Source organism: Massilia sp. YIM B02763 (assembly GCF_030412015.1).
Lineage (GTDB): Bacteria > Pseudomonadota > Gammaproteobacteria > Burkholderiales > Burkholderiaceae_D > Telluria.
The window spans coordinates 1-24613 of sequence record NZ_JASNRD010000038.1 but is presented as its reverse complement, the minus strand read 5'-3'; the positions used below and the strand labels follow the sequence as shown (position 1 = coordinate 24613).

At 55.7% G+C, this 24613-nt stretch carries 17 protein-coding genes and 3 pseudogenes; 3 read left to right on the top strand and 17 right to left on the bottom strand.

Annotation, left to right across the window (positions count from 1 at the left end; all coding sequences use genetic code 11):
- A pseudogene (locus QPK32_RS25670) lies at positions 1-229 on the top strand (DDE-type integrase/transposase/recombinase); the annotation flags it as partial.
- 7 nt (positions 230-236) lie between these two features.
- Here QPK32_RS25670 and QPK32_RS25665 read toward each other — a convergent pair.
- Positions 237-1613, bottom strand: a pseudogene (locus tag QPK32_RS25665) (IS30 family transposase).
- 4 nt (positions 1614-1617) lie between these two features.
- Between QPK32_RS25665 and QPK32_RS25660 the strand changes: the two are divergent.
- Positions 1618-1815 (top strand): annotated as a pseudogene (locus tag QPK32_RS25660) (IS3 family transposase); the annotation flags it as partial.
- Between the two features lie 99 nt (positions 1816-1914).
- Here the strand turns inward: QPK32_RS25660 and QPK32_RS25655 are convergent.
- The 7 genes from QPK32_RS25655 to QPK32_RS25630 form a co-directional block, all read right to left on the bottom strand.
- Positions 1915-2781, bottom strand: coding sequence for a phospholipase A (locus tag QPK32_RS25655; RefSeq protein ID WP_290415620.1), 867 nt, complete (start codon positions 2779-2781; stop codon positions 1915-1917).
- Between the two features lie 461 nt (positions 2782-3242).
- Positions 3243-3323 carry a PEP-CTERM sorting domain-containing protein gene (locus QPK32_RS26775; protein WP_374046790.1) on the bottom strand — a complete coding sequence of 27 codons (81 nt, stop codon included), beginning with the start codon at positions 3321-3323 and terminating at the stop codon, positions 3243-3245.
- Positions 3324-3778: 455 nt separating this feature from the next.
- The gene (locus QPK32_RS25650; RefSeq protein WP_290415619.1) at positions 3779-4180 is read right to left on the bottom strand and encodes a cytochrome o ubiquinol/quinol oxidase subunit IV; all 402 of its coding nucleotides are present in this window, start codon (positions 4178-4180) and stop codon (positions 3779-3781) included.
- On the bottom strand, positions 4177-4806 hold the full coding sequence (locus QPK32_RS25645) for a cytochrome c oxidase subunit 3 (RefSeq protein ID WP_290415618.1): 630 nt from the start codon (positions 4804-4806) through the stop codon (positions 4177-4179). The genes QPK32_RS25650 and QPK32_RS25645 overlap by 4 nt, the downstream gene beginning before the upstream one ends.
- The gene (locus tag QPK32_RS25640; RefSeq protein WP_290415617.1) at positions 4803-6791 is read right to left on the bottom strand and encodes a cbb3-type cytochrome c oxidase subunit I; all 1989 of its coding nucleotides are present in this window, start codon (positions 6789-6791) and stop codon (positions 4803-4805) included. The genes QPK32_RS25645 and QPK32_RS25640 overlap by 4 nt, the downstream gene beginning before the upstream one ends.
- Before the next feature lie 11 nt (positions 6792-6802).
- On the bottom strand, positions 6803-7525 hold the full coding sequence (locus QPK32_RS25635; protein WP_290415616.1) for a COX aromatic rich motif-containing protein: 723 nt from the start codon (positions 7523-7525) through the stop codon (positions 6803-6805).
- Positions 7526-7702: 177 nt separating this feature from the next.
- Positions 7703-8086: a hypothetical protein gene (locus QPK32_RS25630; RefSeq protein ID WP_290415615.1), complete on the bottom strand. Its 384-nt coding sequence runs from the start codon at positions 8084-8086 to the stop codon at positions 7703-7705.
- A gap of 338 nt (positions 8087-8424) precedes the next feature.
- Between QPK32_RS25630 and QPK32_RS25625 the strand changes: the two genes are divergently transcribed.
- Positions 8425-9450 (top strand): AraC family transcriptional regulator, encoded by a 1026-nt coding sequence (locus tag QPK32_RS25625; RefSeq protein WP_290415621.1) that lies wholly within the window; start codon positions 8425-8427, stop codon positions 9448-9450.
- 48 nt (positions 9451-9498) lie between these two features.
- Here QPK32_RS25625 and QPK32_RS25620 read toward each other — a convergent pair whose 3' ends face one another.
- The 9 genes from QPK32_RS25620 to QPK32_RS25585 form a co-directional block, all read right to left on the bottom strand.
- Positions 9499-11070 carry a TolC family protein gene (locus tag QPK32_RS25620; protein ID WP_290415614.1) on the bottom strand — a complete coding sequence of 524 codons (1572 nt, stop codon included), beginning with the start codon at positions 11068-11070 and terminating at the stop codon, positions 9499-9501.
- Positions 11057-13099, bottom strand: coding sequence for an FUSC family protein (locus QPK32_RS25615; protein WP_290415613.1), 2043 nt, complete (start codon positions 13097-13099; stop codon positions 11057-11059). The genes QPK32_RS25620 and QPK32_RS25615 overlap by 14 nt, the downstream gene beginning before the upstream one ends.
- A complete protein-coding gene (gene mdtN, locus QPK32_RS25610) occupies positions 13080-14132 on the bottom strand; it encodes a multidrug transporter subunit MdtN (protein WP_290415612.1) in 1053 nt (350 codons plus the stop codon). The genes QPK32_RS25615 and mdtN overlap by 20 nt, the downstream gene beginning before the upstream one ends.
- On the bottom strand, positions 14132-14422 hold the full coding sequence (locus QPK32_RS25605; RefSeq protein ID WP_290415611.1) for a hypothetical protein: 291 nt from the start codon (positions 14420-14422) through the stop codon (positions 14132-14134). The genes mdtN and QPK32_RS25605 overlap by 1 nt, the downstream gene beginning before the upstream one ends.
- Before the next feature lie 284 nt (positions 14423-14706).
- Positions 14707-17112, bottom strand: coding sequence for a CoA transferase (locus tag QPK32_RS25600; protein ID WP_290415610.1), 2406 nt, complete (start codon positions 17110-17112; stop codon positions 14707-14709).
- A gap of 74 nt (positions 17113-17186) precedes the next feature.
- On the bottom strand, positions 17187-18119 hold the full coding sequence (locus QPK32_RS25595) for a 3-hydroxyacyl-CoA dehydrogenase NAD-binding domain-containing protein (protein WP_290415609.1): 933 nt from the start codon (positions 18117-18119) through the stop codon (positions 17187-17189).
- An 82-nt stretch (positions 18120-18201) separates the two neighbouring features.
- Entirely contained in the window at positions 18202-18363 is a 162-nt protein-coding gene (locus QPK32_RS26770) for a recombinase family protein (protein WP_374046789.1), read from the bottom strand.
- A 200-nt stretch (positions 18364-18563) separates the two neighbouring features.
- Positions 18564-20864 carry a membrane-bound PQQ-dependent dehydrogenase, glucose/quinate/shikimate family gene (locus QPK32_RS25590; RefSeq protein ID WP_290415608.1) on the bottom strand — a complete coding sequence of 767 codons (2301 nt, stop codon included), beginning with the start codon at positions 20862-20864 and terminating at the stop codon, positions 18564-18566.
- Between the two features lie 1165 nt (positions 20865-22029).
- Complete coding sequence (locus tag QPK32_RS25585) at positions 22030-23724, bottom strand: long-chain-fatty-acid--CoA ligase (RefSeq protein ID WP_290415607.1); 1695 nt, start codon at positions 23722-23724, stop codon at positions 22030-22032.
- Between the last annotated feature and the right edge of the window lie 889 nt (positions 23725-24613).

The following is a 24613-nucleotide window of genomic DNA, read 5'->3' as shown; positions in this document are numbered from 1 at the left end:
CGCGCCAAGCCGGCCTGAAGAAGTGTGGGTGACCGACATCACCTATATTCCCTCTGCTGAAGGCTGGCTTTACCTGACCGGCGTGAAGGACGTTTTTACCTGCGAGATCGTCGGCTACGCGATGGGCGAGCGCATGACGCAGGGGCTGACGACGCAGGCCTTGTGGCGCGCCATGAGCCACAAGCGGCCGGCGCCAGGGCTGATCCACCACTCGGACCGTGGAAGCCAAGGCGGATTCAACCGGTCGTCGCAACACTAGATTGTTGAACAGATTTTAGGTACTCGTCCAGTGCTTCAGCGGGCGTCTTCCAACCGAGCGTTTTACGCGGTCTGGAATTCAAGGCATTGGCTACGGCCTGAATCTCTCGAGAGCTCCACCGAGACAGGTCTGTACCCTTTGGGAAGTATTGCCGTAGGAGGCCGTTCGTGTATTCGTTTGTGCCGCGCTGCCATGGACTGTGTGGATCGGCGAAAAATACCTTCACCCCAGACTCGATCGTGAAGCGAGCGTGATCAGGCAGTTCTTTGCCGCGATCCCAGGTCAACCACTGCCACAAAAGAGCAGGCATGTCAGTCACGGTATTCTTGAGCGCATTAGTCATCGTCATAGCTCCGTAGCCAGCGAGCGCAGGGCCATTCTTTGTCCTGGGTATCAATCCGTAGCCTCCCTCGCGAGGCAGGTGGACAAGCATGGTGAATCGGCTTGATCGCTCGACCAGCGTCCCGATTGCAGACCGATTCAGGCCAATGATCAGGTCACCCTCCCAGTGTCCCGGTACAGCACGATCTTCGATTTCTGCTGGCCGGTTCGAGATCATCACGTCCTCGCTTACGTGTGCCCAGGCTTTGGCTTGTGCCCTGGCCCTCGGTACGCGCAACGCCCGCCCGGTACGCAGACAACTAACCAGCTCGCGCTTGAGCGCGCCTCGGCCTTGGATATAGAGTGCTTGGTAAATGGCTTCGTGAGAGATGCGCATGGATTCGTCATCCGGAAAATCGGTCTGAAGCCGGTTGGAGATCTGCTCGGGCGACCAACCAGTGCCCCATTTACGATCACCTCGATGCGGCTTATTTCGCCCTATGAACGGCGCTGGCCGTGGCCCAGAAATTTCACGGCCCTTAGCGTCACGAACCTTGCCCTCCAGACGGTCTTGAACGTAGGCGTGTAACCGTGGATTAGTCACCAGTTTCTAACGCTTGGGTCTTCTACCGACCAGTTCCGCCTTCCACTGTGCAACGGATGCTCGATACTCAAGTCGGCCGCAGCGAGTTGCAGCGTTACGCCTCAGCTCCCGGGAAACTGTTGATGCGCTACGTCCGATACGGCGAGCAATCTCCCGTACTCCAACGCCCTGACACGAAAGAAGTCGAATCTCTTCTCGCTCCGCAAACGACAAGTACCTCTCGGATACTGGTCTCAACATAGAAAGTGGCATGCCACCATTATGACGAAACCAACGAGCTCCAACCGCCTGCGAAACGCCAACTGCCTCGGCAGCCTTTTCACTCGTAATGCCTGTTGCTATTTGCTCCCAGAATCGCCGTTCGGTTTCCCGGCGATGCGACGGCGCACCTGGTGAACGCATCGCTCCTCGCCCTGTTAACTTTTTCATCCACCCTGCGGAGAGCTTCTGGGGCACACTGAAGAATGAGCTTGTCCATCATCGCCGCTATGCCACCCGTGCTGAGGCGAAGGCCTCGATTCAGGAATACATCGAAATTTTCTATAACCGACAGCGGCGCCATTCCCGCATCGGTTTTGTTCCGCCAGCGCTGTTCGCCGAATCCTTCAGCGAACAACCGCAGGCGGCTTAAGACAAGCGTGTCCGTTATTGACAGTACACCTCAGTCGGCACTCGACCGTCTCCGCCACTACGCGCCCACTCGCGTCTGCACTGCCAATAAAACAGGTACTTAGAACGTGCCGAGCAAGCCGATGCCGGCCACGTTCTGGTAGTAGTTGTAGTCGATCATGCTCTGCCCATAGCCCGAAAACAGCTGGGCATAGCCCTTGAAGTGGCCGACCAGCGGCCATGCATAACCCAGCTGCACGGCGCCGCGCCCGGTCGAGAAGTTGTGGCGCACCAGCGCCGAGTAATCGTTGCCGTCGTGGCGATAGGTGACGTTAAGGTCGCCCCGGCCCATGTAGTCGACGATGTCGCGATTGTCGTCGTCACGCGCCGATTCGTTGATGCGCTTCCATACGCGCCCAAGCACGGTCCACCCGTCGCGCTCGAGTCCAACCTGGGCGTAGACCCGGTTCCAGCTGCGCGACAGCGTCGACGATTGTCCGTTCGACTGGTGCACGATACCCAGATTAAAGAGACGCGCATGCATGCCGAGTACATTGAAGTTCAGCGGCGTCACGAGCATCAGCTCGGGCTGGTAATTGGTTTCGCGGAACGGGCTGGACGCTCTATGGTTCGACGCCTGCCAGAAGCTGTTCTGGGTATAGCCAAACCACAGGTCGACCGGCTTGTCGAAGGCGTTTTCGATCAGCTTGAGCTTGAAGCCCAGCTGGAACACCAGTTCCGAGTGCGCCAGGCCGGTGCCGAGGTCGCTGATGTCGCGGAAAGGCCGGTACGGCGCATCGTTTGGATGTGCGGTGCGGGTGGCGATCAGGTAGGTCGGTGTGTGCGGGCGGAAGTTGAACACGCCGCGCTTGTGTGCCGCGTCGAGCTCCCAATAATCGGCCAGGCTGAAGCCCGACACCGGTTGCGCCGCCGCGTCGGCCACGGCCTTGATCGGCGACTCGGCCGTCTTGGCGGGCACGACAACCACGGCGGCTGCGGCTTGAGTACCCGAGGCGCCTGGCGCAGCTGATTTGACCGACGGCGTAGACGGTGCGCTAGCCACGAACGCCGCTTGTGGCGCGACCGCGTTTGCGCTCGCTAGGCGGTCGTAGCAAGCCAGGCGCCGCGCGTCGTCTGCGATGTTCACACAGCCGGTAAGTGCGGCGGCTTGAGTAGCGGACTGTGCAGACTCCTGCTGCTGGGCCGAGGCCGACGCAAAGTAGAAAAATGGGAGGTAGGCAAGGAAGTGGTGAGGTCGCGAGAGCATATTTGTGGTTCTGACCGAGCAAGCAATCCCTGCCCAAGTCGTTAATGTTGAAAAAATTGGAACAATGACTTTTAAGGAAAATGCTGGGCGACCGTGATGCTTTGCTGTTTGGTTGCGCTACTTTATGCGTGGATCGCGCATTTAGCCTCATCGATTTGATTATTTGACAGTAACATGGCAAATCACTTCGATTTACGACAACGCAGAGCTCCCAAGCCGGTTAGGCCAGCGCCGAAAATTGCCAGCGATGCTGATTCCGGCACTGTGCTTGATCATGTTAAATCAAACGATCTGCTGCTCTGCCCATCGCTTGCAAATTTTCGTTGCATTAAAATGTAAAATTCGTATTCTGAATAAAATCTTCGAGTAAATTTTGATAGTTTTTCTTAACCCGACTTTTATTGACGAGTGTAAGCTTAACAGCGCCCCTGGAAAGCGCTTCCTGAACGAGTTTTTTTGTGTAAATTGACATACGTGTACCGTCCGCGAGCTCGCACTTTAGCATCTCACCGCCAGGAAAATTCGGGTCTACTTCGATAATTGATCCAGTCTTGATGTCGGCTATAGCTAGACGTACTCTATCAGTCACAAATTCGAATCGTCCTTGCTCTTGACTGACTAAGAAACGGACGACTCGTTCTGAGATAATACTAGTCATTTGAGAGAAAATAGCTGAGTCAGTGGGTGAATCTCGGGATCGAAATACCGACGTTCAGAATTAGCCATGCGAATCAAGCGAGATCATCGCAGAGTGCGAATCAGTTGGCATGTCGTTCATTCTCCCATCTAGATTGTTCATGATAATTATTGAGCCAAAAATTACCAAAGCAACGACAAACACGCCAAACGCCAAGGACATGATGTTGTTGGCGCTTTCGGGGCCGCTAGAAATGTGCAAGAACATTAACAGGTGCACTCCCATCTGCGCTATCGCCTGAGCTGCCAACAGTACCGGGAGGCCGCCAGCCCAAACTACACCGCTTGCCGACGCCCAAAATGACACGCCCGTCAGGATGATCGACAACACGAGGCCGCCGGTGTATTTCAGCAGGCTAGTGCGTATATCGGCGGGGGCGCTGGGACGTTCGTCGTGGCGGCTTTCCTGCACGTCGGTTTTCATGTGAATGCTCCCAGATAGACAACGGTGAAGACGCCGACCCAGACGATGTCGAGCGCGTGCCAGAACAGGTTGAAGCACAGCAGGCGCCGCACCACCTTGGGCGAGAAGCCGAGCGTGGCGACCTGCGCCAGCATGACTATCAGCCAGAACATGCCGCACGCCACGTGCAGGCCATGCAGGCCGACCAGCGCGAAAAAGCCGGACAGGAAGGCGCTGCGATCCGGGCCGGCGCCTTCGCCGATCATGCGCGCGAATTCCGACAGCTCCAGCACCATGAAGGCCGCGCCGAGCGCCAGCGTCACCGCCGCGGCGATATAGGTGACGGTCTTGTTGCGGTACTCGACCCCCAGGCCCTGCAGCGCGCACGAGAAGCTGGAAAACAGCAGGCAGGCCGTCTCGATCAGCACGTCGCGGCGCTCGAACAGCGCACGCCCCGAGGGGCCGCCCGCCGTGTGGTCGCGCAGGACCACGAAGGCGGCGAAGAAAGCCGCGAACATGACGATGTCGCTGAGCAGGAACAGCCACATGCCATAGGTGACCGTCACGCGCGTCGGCGCCGGTCCGCGTTGCGAGCGCGGCACCGGCCGCTCGATCGTCTGTATCGGTTCCTTCATCACGGCGCTCATGCGGCCTCCTGGGCATGCGTCGCGTACTGCGCCGCGTAGAACGCCGCCACGGCAGCGCCGTCGACATCGGTTTCGTCGACCCGGCGCCAGGCCAGCTTCAAGGCCACGGCGACGATGCCGAGCAGGCTGGCGATCGCCATCCACCAGATGTGCCAGACCATGCCGAAGCCGAAGCCGGTCGCGAAGAAGGCGACGAAGAAGCCGGTGCCGGTGCGCTCGGGCACCTCGATGGCGGACGGCACCGGCAGCTCGGGCAGGCCCGGCGCCGGCAAGCCCTTGCGCTTGGCTTCCCAGAAGGTGTCGAGCCCGTCCACCTTGACCGGGGTGGCGAAGTTGAATGGCGGCGGCGGCGACGGCGTGGCCCACTCGAGCGAGCGGGCGTTCCACGGATCGCCGGTCAGGTCGCGCCGCTGTTCGCGCGTGCGGATGCTGACGAACAGCTGGACGATCGTGCAGCCGATGCCGGCCAGGATGCACAGCGCGCCGCCCAGCGCGACGATCATCAGCGGCTGCCAGCCCGCTTCGGAATAGTGCTGCATGCGCCGCGTCGCCCCCATCAGGCCAAGCAGGTAGAGCGGCATGAAGGCAAGATAGAAGCCCACCAGCCAGCACCAGAAGGTGGCGCGGCCCCAGCCTTCATGCAGCGTGAAGCCGAAGGCCTTGGGGAACCAGTAGTTGTAGCCGGCATAGGCGCCGAAGATCACGCCGCCGATGATCACGTTGTGGAAATGCGCCACCAGGAACAGGCTGTTGTGGGTGATGAAGTCGACCGGCGGGATCGCCAGCAGCACGCCGGTCATGCCGCCGATGATGAAGGTGACCATGAAGCCGAGCGCCCACATCAGCGGCACCGAAAAGCGGATCGAGCCGCCGTACAGCGTCCACAGCCAGTTGAACACCTTCACGCCGGTCGGCACCGCGATGATCATCGTCATGACGCCGAAGAAGCCGTTGACGTCGGCGCTGGCGCCCATCGTGAAGAAGTGGTGCAGCCAGACCATGAACGACAGCACGCAGATGGCCAGCGCCGCCGCCGCCATCGAGCGGTAGGCGAAGATCCCCTTGCCGGAAAAGGTGGCGATCACTTCGCTGAACACGCCGAAGGCCGGCAGGATCAGGATGTACACCTCCGGGTGGCCCCAGGCCCAGATCAGGTTTATGTACATCATGGCGTTGCCGCCGAAGTCGTTGGTGAAGAAGTGAAAGCCGAGGTAGCGGTCGAGGGTCAGCATGGCCAGCGTCGCGGTCAGGATCGGGAACGCCGCGATGATCAGCAGGTTGGCCGTCAGCGCGGTCCAGCAGAAGATCGGCATGCGCATGTAACCCATGCCGACCGTGCGCATCTTGAGGATGGTGGCGGTCAGGTTGATCCCGGACAGCAGCGTGCCGACGCCGGCGATCTGGATCGCCCACAGGTAGTAGTCGACGCCGACGCCGGGCGAATAGGCCAGCTCGGACAGCGGCGGATACACCAGCCAGCCGGTGCGCGCGAACTCGCCGATGACCAGCGACAGGTTGAGCAGCAGGACGCCGGACGCGGTCAGCCAGAAGCTGACCGAGTTCAAGGTCGGGAACGCCACGTCGCGCGCGCCGATCTGCAACGGCACGACGAAATTCATCAGGCCGACCATGAAGGTCATGCCGACGAAGAAGATCATAATGGTGCCGTGCGCCGAGAAGATCTGGTTGTAATGTTCGGGCGGGAGAAAACCCTGGTGGGCGCCGACCGCGATCGCCTGCTGCGAGCGCATCATGAGCGCGTCGACAAAGCCGCGCATCAGCATCACCAGCGCGAGCAGCACGTACATCACGCCGATCCGCTTGTGGTCGACGCTGGTGATCCATTCCGTCCACAAGTAGCTCCACCAGCCGCGCTTGGTGATCCAGACGGCGACGCCGAGCATGAACAGCACCACGACGCCGGCGGCGACGAGTGGAAGGGGCTGGTTGGTCGGGATCGCAGACCAATCGAGTTTGCCTAGCATGGGAAGCGCTTTCAATGAGGTGACGAGGATGCCGGCGACATGGACGCAGCCAGGATGGTGTTGAACAGGCGCGGTTCGGCCAGCTGGTAGTCGCGCGCGGCGCTGGTACCCGGTCGGGCCAGCGCCGCATAGCCGGCGGCGTCCAGGCGCGCGCCGCTCGCGCGCGTGCGCGCCAGCCAGGCCTCGTAGTCGGACGGCGCGACGGCGTCGACGTCGAAGCGCATGTCGGAAAAGCCGTCGCCGCTGAATTGGACCGAGCGGCCGGGGAAGGTGCCGGGATGATCGGCCTGGAGATACAGCGTGGTCGTCATCCCCGCCATCGTGTAGATCTGGCTGCCCAGTTGCGGCACGAAGAAGCTGTTCATGACGCTGCCGGACGTCAGCTGCAGGTGCAGCACGCGCCCGGCCGGCACGACCAGGTGGTTGACCGTGGCGACGCCGGCGCCCGGGTAGATGAACAGCCATTTCCAGTCGAGCGACACGACCTGGATTTCCAGCGGCGCGCCTGGTCCCGACTGCGCCGGCAGCGGCTTGGCCGGGTCGAGCGCATGCGCCGCCATCCAGCCCATGCCGCCCAGGAACAGGATGATCATCAGCGGCACCATCCAGTTCACGACTTCGAGCGCGCCCGAGTAATTCCAGTCAGGCTTGCGCTTGGCGCGTTTGTTGCCGGCCCTAAACCACCAGGCGAATACCAGCGTCAAGACGATGATCGGGACGATCAATGCCAGCATGACCAGGGTGGCGTTCTGCAGAATGAGAAGTTCGTTGGCTGCGACCGACCCGCGAGGATCTAGAACGCCTGTCGAAAAAGGGAGCATATGCGATAGGTGGTGTCAATTTTATTTGCTGTTTTATCAAGCAACGACTAGGAATAGTAGAGCCGTTCCCGATAAGACAAGCAGTCTTGATCAGAATTTAGGGTCAAATCCGGTTTTACGGTGAAAGCTGTCTACAACGTTGTGGTAGTGCTCTCTGATCCGCCCACCGTCGTTAATCGATCGTTTTAAAGCCTGACGCGCAAGTACGCGCTGGACCAGTCTGCGTGTCTCAATCAATGAACGCGATCCATTCTTCCGCTCGCACATCAACAATTCACCTCTGGGAAATGCCGGGTCTGCTTCAACGATCACGCCGGTTTTGACGTCGACAATAGCGGCACGATCCCGGCCAGTTAGGAATTCGAATCTTCCCACTTCCTGCAGATTACCCAAGTATTCAATTACACTCTCCGCTATTGTATCGGTCATAAAAAAATTTAAATCCGGTAAATAACAGGTTTTATCGGCGAGCACTTTTTCGCTAACAGTCGATCGGTCGTAACAAATTTTTATCGATTCAGGTGCTTGATTTCACGGCGTAAGATGTTTGCCAGTTCTCCTGCTGTAAAGCCCAGACGCCAGTAAGACGACGTGAAACCACTGCCAGCAGCGGACTATCGAGGTCTGCGCTTCACCCCAGGGCGTTGTCGATGTGGAGTCCAGAGAGCTGTGGTTGGCACGCGCGAGACCTACGGAACGTTGCAATTTGTTTTATGCTCTCCATATTGCGCTTGTATTATTCCTGAGCCAATGGCGCATAAGGACGAAAATTTTATGATTTGGGCCAGGTCGACGATTTGAAAAATTTAATGATGAACCTGAGTAACTTTGCGCGCGGGCCTGCAAGCGCTCGCCTGCTGTTCGATTTCGGCAGCGAGCGCGGTCTTTCATCAGCCAAGTTGCTGGCAGGAAGCAACTTGTCTCAAGCCCAGCTGGCCGATCCTAATGTGCAGCTGACCGCATCTCAAGAGTTGCATGTCGCAAAAAATCTTCTGCGTCTTCTAAATTTCCCAGACGGCCTCGGACTCCAAGTTGGCTTGCGCTATCACTTTTCGACTTTCGGCATGTGGGGCTACGGTTTGATCAGTAGCGCTACCACAGGAGAAGCAATCGATAGAGCGCTCCGCTACCTGCCCCTCACCTCTGCGTTCACGACGGTCACCTATCATGAAGAAGAAGATCTCGCCGTGCTGAGCTTCGATGAACCCAAGTTTGAGCCGGAATTGCGACGCTTTTTGACAGAACGAGAAATCGTTGCTGCTGCAGTGCTTCTGCACGAAATGGCCGGGACGGGATTTTCTCTGACGCACTTCACGCTGAAATACGATGACAGCCGTTCGCCGGAGGTGGCGCAAGCCATTGGTCGTGCTTTTCAAGTGATACCGGAATATAGATCCAAGCAGAATAGCCTGGTATTTAGACGAGAATTCCTGGCGCGCCGCCTGCCACAGGCAAACCCGATCAATGCGTCGATGTGTGAGCAAATGTGCGGCCAGCTTTTGGAGCGTCGACGCGCACAAGCCGGCGCGACCGCCCTGGTTCGCCAGTATCTGGTCGCAGCGCCGAGCAGCCAGTTGCCGGACCTAGAGACGATGGCCCGCGTGACGAATATCAGTCCGCGTACTTTGAAGCGTAGGCTGCAAGATGAGGGCACCACATTCCGAACTCTCTTGGCAGAATACCGCGCCGCACTCGCAAAAGAACTGATTAATGACGGTAAATTGACATTGACCGAGGTGGCGGCGCGGCTTGGCTTCAGCGACCTGTCGAGCTTTTCGCAAGCATTCAAGCGGTGGTATGGTGTGCCGCCAAGCGCGTTTCGACACGAGAGCGCTTGATTCCTGCTACTGAGAGTCTCGTCTATGCCCCGCTGAACGGCCGTGCCGCTACCAGGCCGCTCTCCCCTCTCCGATCATCCCCGTCGCAAGCGCTAGCGTTGCCGCAGCGGATAGGGTCACGCTGTAGCTATCCGCACGGGCGTTTTGGGCGATGTACAGCTGATTCTGTGCCAGCAGGGCATCGGTAATCGAGCCTACGCCGTGTTTGTACGCATCGAGTGCCGCGTCGTAAGTCGTCTGCGAGGCGTCAACCAATCCCTTGGCGGCCTCGTGAGACGCGAGGCTGGAGCGCAGCGCGTTCTGAGACACCACGATCTGACGGACCGCATCCTGCTTGGTTCGGTTCAGCCTTTCCGAGGCGCTGTCCGCATCGTTACGCGCCTGCATCAACACAGATGAGCGCAGCCCTCCGTCGTAAATGGGAACCGTCACGCCGATGAACACGCTGGCATTGCGGCGGCTGCCGTTCAAGTTCACTGTTGCCGACTGATCTCCGATCGACGGAATCGCAGTCACCGAGGTGTGTCCGGTGCTATTTCCGACCGACGCGGACATAAACACCTTAGGCTTGAACGCCGCCTCATCCGCGCGGATTTTTGCCTGGCTCGCTTGGGCCAGGGCGTATGCCGCTTGCACGTCGGGGCGCCGCGCGATCGCGTCTTCAACGATCTCGTCAACGGATCGCTCCAGCGTCCGCGACAGGGTGCGAACCGGCAACTCGGCGATCTTGGGTTTCGAGAGCGGGGAAATGCCTAGTGCCGAAATCAAGCTGAAATAACTGTCTTTTTCTGCACCCTCGGTCTGCACATGCGCGAAGTTCGCCTGCGCACGATTTTGCGCTGCCTGTGACACTTCGATGACCGTACCAATCCCCTGCTTGAAACGCGCACGCGCTGCAGCAAGAATCTCGTCTGCGTTGTCCAGCGCCAGCACAGCGGTGCGCGCACGAGAGCGCGCAGCTTCATACGCGTAATACGCGACGCTGACGTCGTAAATTACTTGCTGGTGCACGGCGGTGAAGGCGATATTCGACGCAACCGATGCATCTTTGGCCGCATCGAGGCGTGCTCGACGCCCCCCAAAATCGAACAGCAGCCATTGAAGACTAAGTACTTCGACCGTACCGTGTGCGGTAGGGTCGTTGTCGATACTGCCCAGCTGCGTTGAAGTGGTGCCATGTGCCTTTTGATAACCGGCCATCGCGGTTGCGGTAATTTGCGGTAAATATGCGGACTTGGCAATGTCGGCCGCGAGCGCGGCGTTGCGCGCATCGTTCCAGGCGATGCGCGTTGTCGGATTGGCGGATTCCGCAAGATCGATCAACTCCAGCAACGTATATGGATGGTTGGCGTCGAACTCCTGTGCGGCCGGCACCGTTGCCAGTGCAGGACTGTCGGGCAAGGTATAGCCGGCGCGCGTAGCGGCAGCGTCACCGCGTGGCCGTCCCGGCACGATATCGCCGGAAGCGTTAATTTGAGGTGGCCAAGGACGGTCCGGCGCCGGGGGCGCAAGGTCGAGCGAAAGCCTCTTCGGCGCTACTTCGAGCGTAGGCGCCGCGCAGCCGGCTAGTGTGGCTGCAGCCAAGGCGATAATCAAAAGCTTTGGTTCACGAATGCACATTACTTTCTGTCTCTTCTGATGGCGGTAGTGGCGTGGCAGCTCTGACACGGGTGAGACGCGCATCGATCAAGCGTAAGAGCGCATCGACGGGAGCCGCCGCGGAAGGGTCGCCGCCTGGCTGCCGCACGGGCGGATCGGCTTTGTCGGGGATGCTTGGCAGCTCCGTCTGATCGGCGCCGATGTTCCGCGCGATAGCGTGCACTCGCGCATCCGTTTCGGCGATTGCACGGCCTTCGGCAAAATACAGAGGCGCTTCCATCGCTTCGAGTTCTGCGAGCGCGCGCTGTCGGCTGGCGATCCAGGCCGGGCGCGGTCTGACCGCGGATGGCTCATAATGCATGAGTCCCAGATCCTCGCGCAACTCGGCATATTGTGACAGTGCGCTTGCCGCCAGCGAACGCCGTGTGTTGGGGTCGGCGCTGCGTGCAATGCGGATCCATGTGTCGACAACTGCAGCCAGCAGGGTATCGACTTGCTTCTTCACGCTGACCGGCCAGACGCGCGTGAAAACGAAGTAAATGACGACGTTACCGATCAGAATACCGATTAGGCGATCGCGTGCGATCGTCAAGTCGAAGCCTGGCCCGGCAACTTGCAGAGCACTCACCCCGGCACCTTGCAGCACGCACAGAAAGAATGCGAACGCCGTTTGCATTCCGACATAAGCGATTCGCGGAGATCCGACAGCGACCCAGGCACCCAACCAGGCGCCTGCGAAGACTAGGAACACAAGTTCACCAACGGAGGTGAATAAAGGCAGCAAAAAGATGAGGGCTGCTGTTCCAAGCAGAGCGCCCACGAGACAGCCGACGATGCGTAACGTGAGCTTTTCCAATGTCTCGGCAGTGCTACCCAGCGACACCAGATAACAGGTAATGAAACAAGTATGGATTCCTTGCCAGTCCAGTTGTTGATACAACAGGTAGCAGAACATTGCCGCCATCGTGGTTTTAAATGCAAAGCGCACATGGTCGGGGTTGGAAACTGCGTCGTCGTCGAAGAACCCGCTGTGCTTGGAAAGCTCACCTTTACCCGTATGGTCAGGTTTGGTCTCGGGTATTGAGAAATTTTCGATCGCGCTGCGTATATCATCGAAAATGATCGCGCCTACGGGCGTCAACATGGAAACGTCGGGCGCATCCAGTGTGATGTCTACCGGATATCCCCCTGCTTCAAGGATCGCGGCCATCTGTTCGAGTGTGCTAGCGAGCAAAGCCGACATTGCAGCAGGGAGGCAAGCGTCCGGTTCCTGTACGGCAAGATCGACGGCCACCATAATTCCGGTCGTCGACGCCATCGCATGGCGCAGCGCATTAACATCTTCAGCCGTGGCTGTCCCCTCGAATTTGGACAACTTTAGCCAGGTTTGCACTCCATGGTTGTTGGCGCGCAACGCCGTATCGAAGGCAATACGGTCCTCATCCGTAATACGATCTGAGAGCATGCGAGCAGCAATTCTGAGACGTTTTGCAAGCTCTTTGCCAAAGAGCTTACGCGGCGATGGCCCAATCACCAGATTCACCGCAATGACTACACCGACGGGGATCAACGCCATCAGCAATGCATACAGGACAGCGCGCGTTGCCGCTTCGCCGGCAGGCAATAGACCCAGTTCATCCAGTCCGAAGCCGACGATCATCGAAAGGATCGCGCCGACTGGTCGCAGCTTGCTGGCTGAGGTAAGAAACAACATAGCAAACGACAAGACCGCCATACACGCGAGCCGCACCGCGGGCACATTAACGGAAAACATCGCGACCAGGAGCACCAATCCAACGACGACGGTCACAAGCACCATAGCACCGACCGAACCGATCACACTGCTGACGCGATCGGAGCGATTGATAAAAAAGACGATATAAGCAGAGATAGCCGCTTCAGGCGTTCCGTATGTGCTTGTAATGAGCACGGTTAGAGCGCATATCAAGGCCATGCGGGTGGTCAGCGCGCTTCGTCCCGGAAACGGCGCGAGCAGCGCCACGATTTCAGCCGGCCGTGGCGCCGCAATGTCACTGGCAGGTGTGGCCATGGTGAACCTCGACCACTGCACTAGCGCCGATGCGCATCAGTTTTTCGGGCGGCGCCACGAGGCGAACACGAACCGGAAAGCGCTGCGCGACGCGTACCCAGTTCACCGACTTTTGCACGTATGGCAAAGCGTGCGGCAAGTTGATCCGGTCGGGGTCCGTAATACCGGCGCCGATACCGACTACCTTGCCGCTGATCGGCTGGCTGCGGTCGATCATCGAATAGACGGTCGCGCAGTCACCTACCGCGATCGCACCGAGCGAAGTCTCACGGAAATTTGCGACTGAAAACCATTCATTCGTGTGGATCAGCGTAAAAATGGACTGAGCGGGCGCTACCGTTTCGCCTGCCAGCACCGAAAGACCGGTCACATAGCCGTCGAAAGGGGCGCGTACGACGGTATCGTCGAGCGCGTGTTGAGCGCGCTCCAATGCAGCTTCGCGTGCGTGCAGGGTTGCGACCGCGTCGGCATCGTTGCCGACGGTGCGGTAGGCCGCACGGGACTGCTCTTTAGCCTGAGCCAGGGAAACCGCAGCATCATGCATCGCGACAACCGCCTGATCGTACTGCTGAACCGGTACGTAACCCTTGTCCTTGAGGGGCCGCAAGCGCTCGACGGTGCGGACCGCAAGGCCATAGTTTTGGGCCGCTCGACGAATCTGTTCATCGGCAACCGCAGCCGTCGACTTTTCGGCGATGACGGAGCGATCCCGCGTTGCCTGCGCCGCGCGTGCCAATTCGACGTCGGCCTGCGCCTGTGCGACCGTGAGCCGATACGGAACCGGATCGATCTCGAACAGCACCGAGCCTTTTGCGACATACGAATTCTCCTCAGCCGCGATACGTACGATCCGGCCACCGACGGGCGAAGCCACATGTACAACGTCTGCGTCGATCGTGGCGTCATCGGTCGAGGGATAGCGCGAATTCCTTCCGAGCGCATACCATAGCGCCGCTACACCGGTTGCGATGACGATGACCGCTGCTACACGGCCTTTCCAATTAGCTTTTTTATTCATGCCCGCCATTTTCATCAAAACTGCCCCGTCATTGAAGACCAGAGGAACACTGCGGCAACGACGCCGATCGCAGCACACACCCAAAGCTGAAGAGGTACGACACGCCCCCATCCTGTCATCACAAGCACGCGGTGCGCGATCAGCATTGCGGCAACACCAACTATGGCGCTTAACAGCCATGACGGAAAATACGCGCCGAACAGCATGAAGGATGGCGCACCTCGGGAGGTGCATCCGGTGAGCAATATGCCCGACGCTAGTGCCGGACAAGTTATGGTGAGCGAATTCGATTCTTGTCGTTTCATTGTGTGTGCAAAAAGACGCGATTGACGTGGAAGACGAAACTGCAAAAAGCAGCTCGTCTTGACTAGCCGCATTGGCGACCATAACGTTGCACATAGATTACTATTTCTTTTGTCGTTATGGCATGTCCGCCTTAAAATACCTCGCGCCATCATACGAAGGTCGCACCGTCGAGATAGTTATGAATGGGAAGCATTGCCGGATAGCTAGGTGTGTGAAGCGGCGTGCTCACGTACGGTAGGGCCTTCGATTCTTTCATCGTAACGGTCGACATATGTCCAAGTGGTCAAGCTGGCAATGGGCCAGTAGTGAGAATCCAGCCGGTCAAAACGCCATTGGGAAGCTCGTGAGGAACGCTTCCTGTCAGCTCGCGTAGCACCGCGATCGTGTCCTCGCCTGGAAGGTGATGCAGACGCAAACGAGGACGACTGGCCCAACGAAGCCAAGTGCAGTCGGGAATGTAAAGATCACCCCTTTCTCCGCCCTGTTTTGTCAGTAAGACGCGTTCGGATAGGAGATCATTGGTGACTGGCGTGTTTTGCCAGTCATCCCGCAATGGGCCTTTTCGAAGGCTCGAAACGTCATGGACTGCCTGCATCGTGATGACCGGTGATCGCAACGTTACCACTTCGCTGGTTTTATGCCAGTCGAAGGCCTTGGCCAACGCGCCCGCCGCGTCTTCCCAATGATCGGGCAACTCGATTGATAGCGCTGTCTCGAAAGTCGTGCGAACGATCGACCAGTTTTCAGGCTCTACGGCCAAGTAAATCCAGCCATCGGACGTGCGGTACAATCGGTCGAGAGCATGCCAACCGCGTTCGGCTTGGCCGATGGGCTCTGGTACGGGCCGTCCGGTAACGAAGGGAATTTGGACCCAAGCTGCCATGCGCGCCAATGACGTGCGCGTCACGACATTTTCGGCACCTCGCTGACGCGAAACCAGCCCGCATAAGGTCGCCAATGTCCCAGCGAAGCCTGTAAAGTAGTCGATCATAGCGGCGACACCATGCACTTCAGAGGTTCCGAGACCACCGAAACGAAGCATGATCCCAGACATGGCTTGGACAACGGGGTCATAGGCAGGCCGGTCTTCCCAGCCTTTTCCTCGAGATCCTCCATACGCTGTAACCACTATCACTACGCAGCCAGAATTGACTCCATGGACTCGAGCCGGGTCGACACCCAAGCTGACGGTCTGACCGGGCAACTTGTCATAGATGATAGCGTCGCTGCATGCGATCAGCTTATCCACCAACGGTCGGGTTTCGTCGGCTTTCAAGTCGATGATCGCAGCTTGCTTACCTTGATTTACCTCTTGACCGATCCATAGGAGCATCCTAGGTCCCATCTTTGGATCTTCCGGATCGATATGCAAAACACTGGCTCCAAGTTCAGCTAGGGCTCGCGACGCGACCGGCCCAGCAATCACGTTCGCCAAATCCAAAATGTGCAAACCGTCCAGCGGCGCGGACAGCGCTGCGCTAGGTGGCGGTGCATTTGCTAAAAATCGCTGTTCAGCGTGCCATCCCTCAAAGCGTGGAGCCGCGGTATTGTCGTCGAGTTCTCTGGATCCATGGCTGGACGCGACGACATCGACCAATTGACCCGGCGCGAGAATCGCGTCGCCGTTGCGATCTCTTTGTTCGACAACGATCCCGGCCGCGCGTATGGGCATGAACGCGGCCCACTCGGCCGTCGTCCGTTGCACTGCAGCAGGCACGCCATGTTTGCTGAGCCAATCCTCCCACTCCAAAGCTGATCGAGTAAGAAATTTTTTCTCGATCCGCTCTGCCAGTTTTTTTAGTCCAGCAGTCGTCGTGCGGTAAGCGTAGATGTTGTCACTGCTGGGAGGCATATCCAAAACGTTCCCTCGCCTCAGCCCCATTGCATCGATCTCGTCGGCAAGATCCATTGCACTTAGCAGCTTTTCAATATGACCGACGTTGTCAATGACCGTGATGAATACCTCGCGCCCATCACCGCAACGATAATTTCGAAAAAAAGGCGGCATCTGCGTGTCCAGAAAGCGCTCAATGAACTGAGCAGATGCTTGAGGTATTCGTCGAAGATGCAGGTGATCGATGATGAAGGTCGGCAACCCAGGGTCGTTGTAACGCTTAGGCTGCCCATCTGTACGCAGCAATGGGCCAGCGGCCGCTGACATGGCGCCGTCCAACAAAGGCGCTTCGATGTAATCGCCGCGGCCGTCACGCAGACGGCCGATTACCGCTGCCACAGTGCCGATTGCGGCATGTAGTGCGGCATACGTCGATGGAAGCGGTAACGCAGTAAACACCGGGGGCAACGAAAATGCAGCTCCCCAGAACGAGATGTCGGTGTAGAGCGCAGCAGCTGCCGAAATTGCGCCTTCCCATCCTTGCATCGCTGCTCTAGGATCGGATGACGCGAAGCCGGGCGATGACACGTAGATGATTTGAGGATTTCTCTTTCTGACCTCTTCGTAGCCCAGCCCCAGTTTCGCCAAGACGCCGGGCCGGAAGTTTTCGATGACCACATCCGCTCCATCAATCAAGGACAACGCTTCGTGGACACCACTCTCAGTCTTGAGGTCGATCTCCACATAGCGCTTGTTCCGCTCCAAAACAAACTCGACAGGATGGACGATTGCCTTTCCTGGTCGACGAATAGATACAACGTCTACACCCTGATCCGCCAACAGCATGGCTGCCATAGGCCCCGCGAGCTAATGACCTAATTCAACTACACGGAGACCGTCTAAGGGGCCGCAGGAATTATGTTCACTTTTCATACCTTCGCCTTTTTCAATGCATGAAGTAGCGAGATTTGAGCTAGTCCGGCAATCGCCGCAGCCGATGCATAGTCATTATCTTCATAGGCTCGGTCTACCGCGTTAGCTGCTATTACCATCTCGTCGGACTTGAGCAATTTGAGCTCAATGTGTTCCATTTCCTTGCCAACATTTTCCATCAAATGCGCTGCGCCCGCCGGTCCTCCACCCAGACGCATAGCGGCGAGCGGCCCGATGGCAGCCCAACGCACACCAAGCGAGCCTTTCATCAATCGGTCCAACATAATTGGATCAATAACCTCCTCATGGACCAGATAAAGCGCCTCCCGAAGAAGAGCGAGTTGCAAGCGATTCCCGACGAAGCCAGGAATTTCTTCCTTGACCAGTATCGGCTCCCGTTCGAGCGAAGCGTAAATCTCCATTGCACGCATTGTCGTAATTTCCGAAGTTTTATTACCAGGAACGACTTCGACGACTGGCATGACATGCGGCGGATTGTACGGGTGATCGACGATGATCCGACTACCGTCAGCAATATCGAAGCTAATCGCACTTGCGGATCTCGACGAACTGGAACTTGCAAGCACAGTGCGGTCTGTGGTGAATTTCTCGAGCTTTGCAAATAGTTCGCGCTTCCACTCCAGGCGTTTAGGTCCATTTTCCTGTACAAGATCCACATCTCCGACAGCTTCTTCTAGCGAGGTCGCGATCACGATTTTTCCAACAGTGGCATCCTTGTCGACATCGATACCGAGCGCTTTCAAAGTCGGTACCGCTTCATTTACAGCATATTTGACTGCGTCTTGAAGATCGGGATGAGGATCTAAAATGCATACTCGCCAACCGCGCGTAGCGAACAAAACTGCCCAAGACAAACCGATTGTTCCCGCCCCAATAATTGCAACAGAGCGATTCCGTTGCAAATCCATAAAACCTCCAATTTTAATCTTGATAAATCCCGAGGTTAAATTTTCTTGTCTATATAATTAATCGCATCCATGATGCATGCACTCAATTCCTTATAATTACGTTACGCACGCTTGCCGCGTACCATCGACCTCCGTATTCGCTTCGCAAGCCGCGCTCATTCAGCCAGTGAGCGATGCGTCCGAACGACTCACCAGCCGCTCGGAGTTTGATAATCTCAATAACTATTTGGCTTGTATTTAGCATACCGCACCACGGAAATTATATAAAAGCAACGGGACGATTTATTCTCATAAATTCAGTTTTTCTTCTTGGTAACTCCATGCGAAATCTAATACGATTATCTCTTCAACAAAACGGGAAAACAAAGTCGTCAATTGTTAATTTCACTAAGCGGCAGATGAGTCGCTACCTTCCTTAGGAATGGCGGCTCATGAATCGGTATATCAACTTTTCTTTTCGATACTAAAGGCAATTACGTAATCGCCGCGATCTTTCGAGTGAGCCGCCCCACCTACTGAAATAACGACATACTCTTTTCCTGTTTTCGGTGAGATATATGTCACAGGTGTAGCGCTCGACCCAACTGGCAAGGCATAACGCCATAATTCTTTTCCATCAGTTGCATCGTAAGCGCGCAAGTAGTAGTCCTGTGAGCCGGCGAAAAATACAAGACCACCTGCTGTCGTGCTCGTACCAGCGTAAGTCGGCATACCAATTGGCATCTTCAGATGCGACTTGAGCCCAAACGGTCCTAGCTGTTCAGACGTTCCAGCCGGTACCTGCCAAACAATCTTGTGGGTATTCAGATCGATCGCGGTGATAGTGCCGAATGGCGGACGCGAGCAAGGAACGCCGAGCTTAGTCATCCACAAATCCAGATTAACTCCATAAGGTGTGCCAAGCTGTGGGGACGGACCGTGACCGTCTGTTTGTGGTGCACGACCTTTGATAAATTGGTTAAAGTCGGACCGCGTCATCAATTGCACTTCCATCGGCACACGAATATCGTTCATGAAGGCACGATTATTTTCGATATCGACAGACATGCTTCCCCAGTTGAAGCCGCCGATATTACCTGGATGCTGAATGGACTTTGTCAGTCCTGGCGGAGTGAAGTCGCCAGTATAGCGGTCCTTCCGGAACGCAATTCGGCATGCTAATTGATCGAACATCGTCATTCCCCAAGTACGAGTTTCGCTCAGTTGCTCAGCTATCACAGGCATGTCCTCCGAATAGGGCTGGGTTGGGGAAAGCCGCTCTCCCGGAATTCCACCTGATGTGTTAACCGGTTTCTCGACAACTCGGCTCAATGGCTTGCCGGTTGCACGGTCGAGAAGAAATAGCTGACCACGCTTAGTCGATAAAAGCAAAGCCTGAACGTTGCCCGCCAGATTGACCAATGCGGGCTGCGCAGGCAGGTCGTAATCCCAAAGATCATGGTGAACAGTTTGGAATTTCCAACGCTCCCGGCCTGTACTAACGTCAAGCGCAACTAGCGAAGAATTGTAGCGATCAGCCCAATCTGGACGTTCGATACCATAGTAGTCCGGCGTCGCGTTACCCAAGGGAACATAAATTAGCCCTAAGCGATCGTCATAACTCGCCGTCGTCCACATGTTCGGCGTACCACGCGTATAAGTTTGCCCCGGCGGCGGCTCACGCGTAATCGACGGATTACCTAAGTCCCATGCCCATACAAGTGAGCCGGTTGTCACGTCAAAAGCGCGGATTACCCCAGATGGCTCGCCGACCTGCTGGTTATCTACGACCCATCCACCTATGACGATAACGTTGCGGGCAACGAGAGGTGCTGAAGTTTGGAAATAGAAACCCGGGGCCATGCCCCCCATTCCATTCGCCAACGAAACAGCGCCGTGGTTACCAAAATCAGGGCACAATTGACCGGTTTTTGCGTCGAGAGCGATCAGGCGCGCGTCAATTGTCGTCATGATGATTCGGCTAGCACAGACGCCCGTCGCCGTGGATGACTGGTGATAACTTACTGCACGGCATCGCTGCCAAAAGGGAGACTTGGCGTGTGGATCGAATCTCCAGCGCGTGGCGCCTGTATCGGCGTCGAGTGCGATAACGATATTATTTGGCGTACAGCTATACAGCATGTCACCGATTTGGAGAGGAGTGTTTTGATCGATACCCGGACCAGTGTCTCCGGTCCGTATCGTCCAAGCCGGCTTCAATTGCGTTACATTTTTGCGATTGATTTGATCATAGCTCGTATATCTCAAGCCCTCAGTCGTTCTTCCATAAGATGTCCAGTTCCCTGGAGCGTTATTTCCTTTATGCTCCGCGTAACTCGCTGATGGCACAGCTTCGACGGTTGGATGCGGCACGAAGGCGGCTGCGAACATTCCTAAGAAGCATAGTCCACAAATCCCTGCCGAGATTCTGCTTACGCGACGGCCCTTTTCGCCAACGATGACCGGGGCTAGTGCAAAACCGTTTCCAATAAGTGCCAGCGGTGCCAGCAACCGAGGAAAAAGGTCCCAAAAACGCAGGCCAGCCTCATACAATGACCACGCAACACAATATATGAGTGCAGTAGCTAGAAATACCAACGCCGACGGCTTACGGCGCAGGGCTTGGGTAGCAGCGACCGTCAGCAATCCCCCGAACAACGTGTAGAACGACGTCCCTCCTAAACAGATCAGCCAGATACCGCTGAGAATGAGTCCAGCTCCTATAACTGCCAGTAAAAAAAAGTAACTACGGGCGAAAAATTTCATTAAAAAATTCCTCGGTATGAATAGTGAATCAAATTTGTATTTAACCGTCGAACTACCGACCTATTAAAATTATCTTTTCATGCCTATAAATAGATCAAAATAGACAAAGTGAACAAGAATCTGAAATCCGTCCTAAATCAAGTAGGCAATGCCAAAATTCATTAATTTGACTCGTGCGGACTGATATCGAAGCATACTCAATATCCATCGAATATCGCAGCGAACTCAAAGCTACTAATTCGATTAGATCGTAATCGTCTGGAAAGCTAGATTGTCAAATGCAGAGATGGGGAGCGCCCTTTAGCAAAAAATCTGTGGCAATCGAACGTTTCAGTCTTCTGAAAAACATTGAAACGAAAATTTTTATGAAAGACACTTCCGTCAGAAATTACGGAAACCTATTTCCTTAGTCAGCGTTTCAATCACATAACCGCACGTTAAGGCTAATGAGTTTAATATAATGATTTTTTGATTTCGTTTCCAACATCGTGCCTCGGATCTTGCACTCTGCATCAAAATTCGCCAATGATCGCACGGGACTAAAGCTTTATTTTTCAGGCCAGTCGATACATCGCCAACACGTCGCGCTACTTCTAGACATAGACGGTCGCTTTGCAACCTTAGTCTGATTTTTGTTATGCTCTAACGCAATGCAGACGGCATGATGTAGGCGAAATCGGTTGCGATGATAAGCCAATGCAATAGCGAGCTATAGCCCTATCATGAGAATCTCACGACGCGGTGCGGTATGCTCACAGGCTGGCCGGCACAGGTAGAAGAGGCACGAAGGTATTATCTGATAGGTAACTAAGCGATGCGAGAAGCTTGCGGATGCATCCCAAGCTTCTGTAGAGTCAGGGCGGAATGTGCTCAGGCCGCTATAGTTGGCAAAAATAGCGGCGAGCCAAAGGCTGAGAAAACTTGCGGATGAACTTCAAATATCGTAGCGATAGCGCCGATCAAATTTAACAGATTGGGAAGCGTTAGATACCGTGTACGAAGTACATCATGCTAGGCGTCGCTATATTTCGATGAGGCGTTCGAACCCGGTTGGCGGTCCGGCCAAAGGAGTAGATAATAGAGCAGATGCTCGATCTGCTCCTTACGATTCATTCGCAGCCAGGCCGTCAAACTTGCCACGCAAGAGAAAGCGAGAAGCTAAGCGTTACCGCAACTCTCTGCGCAAGATTTTTCCGACAGGGGTTTTCGGTAGCTCCTTGCGAAACTCGACCAGTTTCGGCTGCTTATAACCGGTAAGATTAGCGCGGCAATATTCTCGTATTTGCGTTTCGGTCAATGCAGGATCATTCTTGACGATCACAAGTTTGACTGCCTCGCCAGTGCGTTCATCGGGCACACCCACCACTGCGCACTCCATAACTCCAGGTAGCAGCGCCATGACGTCTTCGATCTCGTTTGGATAAACATTGAAGCCTGACACGAGTACCATGTCTTTTTTCCTATCGACGATCCGGAAGAATCCATACTCGTCCATGATCCCGATGTCACCTGTCTTGAAGAAGCCGTCGGCAGTCATTACTGCCGCTGTCTCAGCCGGGCGCTGCCAATATCCTGCCATCACTTGCGGGCCCTTGATCGCGATCTCGCCGGCTGTCCCAATCGGCACTTCCCTGTCGTCCGCTCCGATGCACTTCACAAGCGTTGCGGGAACGGGCACACCGATTGTGCCCGTGTATGCTGTAATCGTCGTTGGATTGCATGTCGCGGTTGGCGATGTCTCTGACAGACCGTATCCCTCACATATTGCGCACCCAGTCTTCTCAAGCCAAATCTTCGCGACCGCTGACTGCACTGCCGAACCGCCACCAAGCGAAAGCTTTAGTTTTGTCCAATCGACGGTACCGAATGCAGGATGGTTTACCAAACCATTGAACAGCGTGTTTACTGCCGGGAAAACATGGACTGTATGCTTGGACAAATCGGTAAGCACAGCTTTAAGATCCCGAGGATTTGGGATAAGGATAAGCTTTGCTCCGGTTTTCATCGCTAGCAACATACAGACTGTGAAAGCGAAGATGTGATATAGCGGCAATGCGCACACGATCGCAGGCTGCTCGTTCGCCGGAATAAGTTTCGTGGCTGGCGCATACCATAATTCACTCTGAAGCACGTTTGCCAGGATATTTCGGTGAAGTAACGTCGCGCCTTTGGACACGCCCGTCGTGCCTCCCGTATATTGCAGTACTGCTATATCGTTCCCGTCCACAGAAACGTGAGTTTGGGGTAGCCTCTGACCATGCGAAATTGCTTGGTTAAACCGGACAGCGTCTGGCAAACTGAACGGCGGAACCATTTTCTTAAACTTGCGTACGACCAGATTAGTCATACTGCCTTTGATGAGTCCGAGCAAATCGCCTAGTGACGCGAGCACAATGTGGCTGACTGAAGTTCGTGCAAGACACTGCTGGAGTGTAGCGGCAAAGTTCTCGATAATAATGATGGCGCGAGCACCACTGTCCTGCAGCTGATGCTGTAATTCTCTAGCAGTATAAAGCGGATTGACGTTGACCACCACGAGTCCGGCCCTTAGGATTGCCGCAACCGCGATTGGATACTGGGGAATATTTGGCATCATAATGGCGACACGATCGCCTTTTCGAAGCCCTAGTTGCTGAAGATACGCGCATAGCGCGCGGCTTAATTTGTCCGCAGCAGCATAAGTTACTTCGACGCCCATATATGAATAAGCTGGGCGATTGGCAAATCGATTGACACTTTCTTCGATCAAGTCCAGGAGCGAAGTTGACGAGCTAAAATCGATATCGGCAGGAACACCATCAGGATAATAGGTGAGCCATGGCTTGTCGGACTGCCTAGTAAAATTCTGTATGTCTTGCATGATGGGAGCTTGGGAGTCAGTGTAGTCGAAGATAAAGTGAGCCCGCTTTTGAGTAACCGCGATGACTGAACATTCATGTGCCGTGATCAGTACTCATGGTAAACCCTGCCGCAAAATAGCAACGACCAAATGAACCGTTCTTCGGCAGCCATACTGGGTAGAGCACGGCAAATGCAGGTGTCGCGATTGCTATCCGCTAAGATAGGTGTACCAAGGCCAGGCGCAGACAGTCGAAAGTACGGTCTGCCGGTCCTCACCGTTCGCCTAGTAGAGCTCGGTTGCCGAGGGGGCTCGAGTTGGAAGTAGCCGTTTGCCGCGCGGTGCTTACTGCATGCTGGAGCATGCCTTCCACGTTCCTCAATGGGACGCTGCGTATAGATACGCATCGTAGTCTCCTTCACATCAGTAAGACGTGCGCCGCGTGTGGGCACGGTTGACTTACGATGTTTTTAAATTTAATTTATGCTGTAATTATTGCTCCCAACATCTCTAGATGCCAATGATGACAAGGGTCCAAAACTTTATTTTAAGGGCCAAATCGGTATTTCAGAACAAAGTCTATGAACGTCTATAAGTTCGCTCGTAGTTCCACAATTACGTGCCTGATGATCGATTTCGGCATCGAACATGACACTTTTCGATGAAGCTTCTGGCAGCACGTCCGTTGTCGCAGGATTAGTGAGCCGATCCGAATGTCGGGGTGACCGCAGCCCAGGAAGTTGTGCGTTGCAAGTAATCTCGCGCGCCTTATGAATTCCTTGCCTGAGCTCGGACTTAAACTCAGGTTGTGCTACCACTTCTTCACTTGTGGGATGTGGGGCTATGGTTTAATCAGTAGCGCGATGAACTGAACCGCCCCGGATTTTGTAGAGGCTCCATTGTTTGAGAA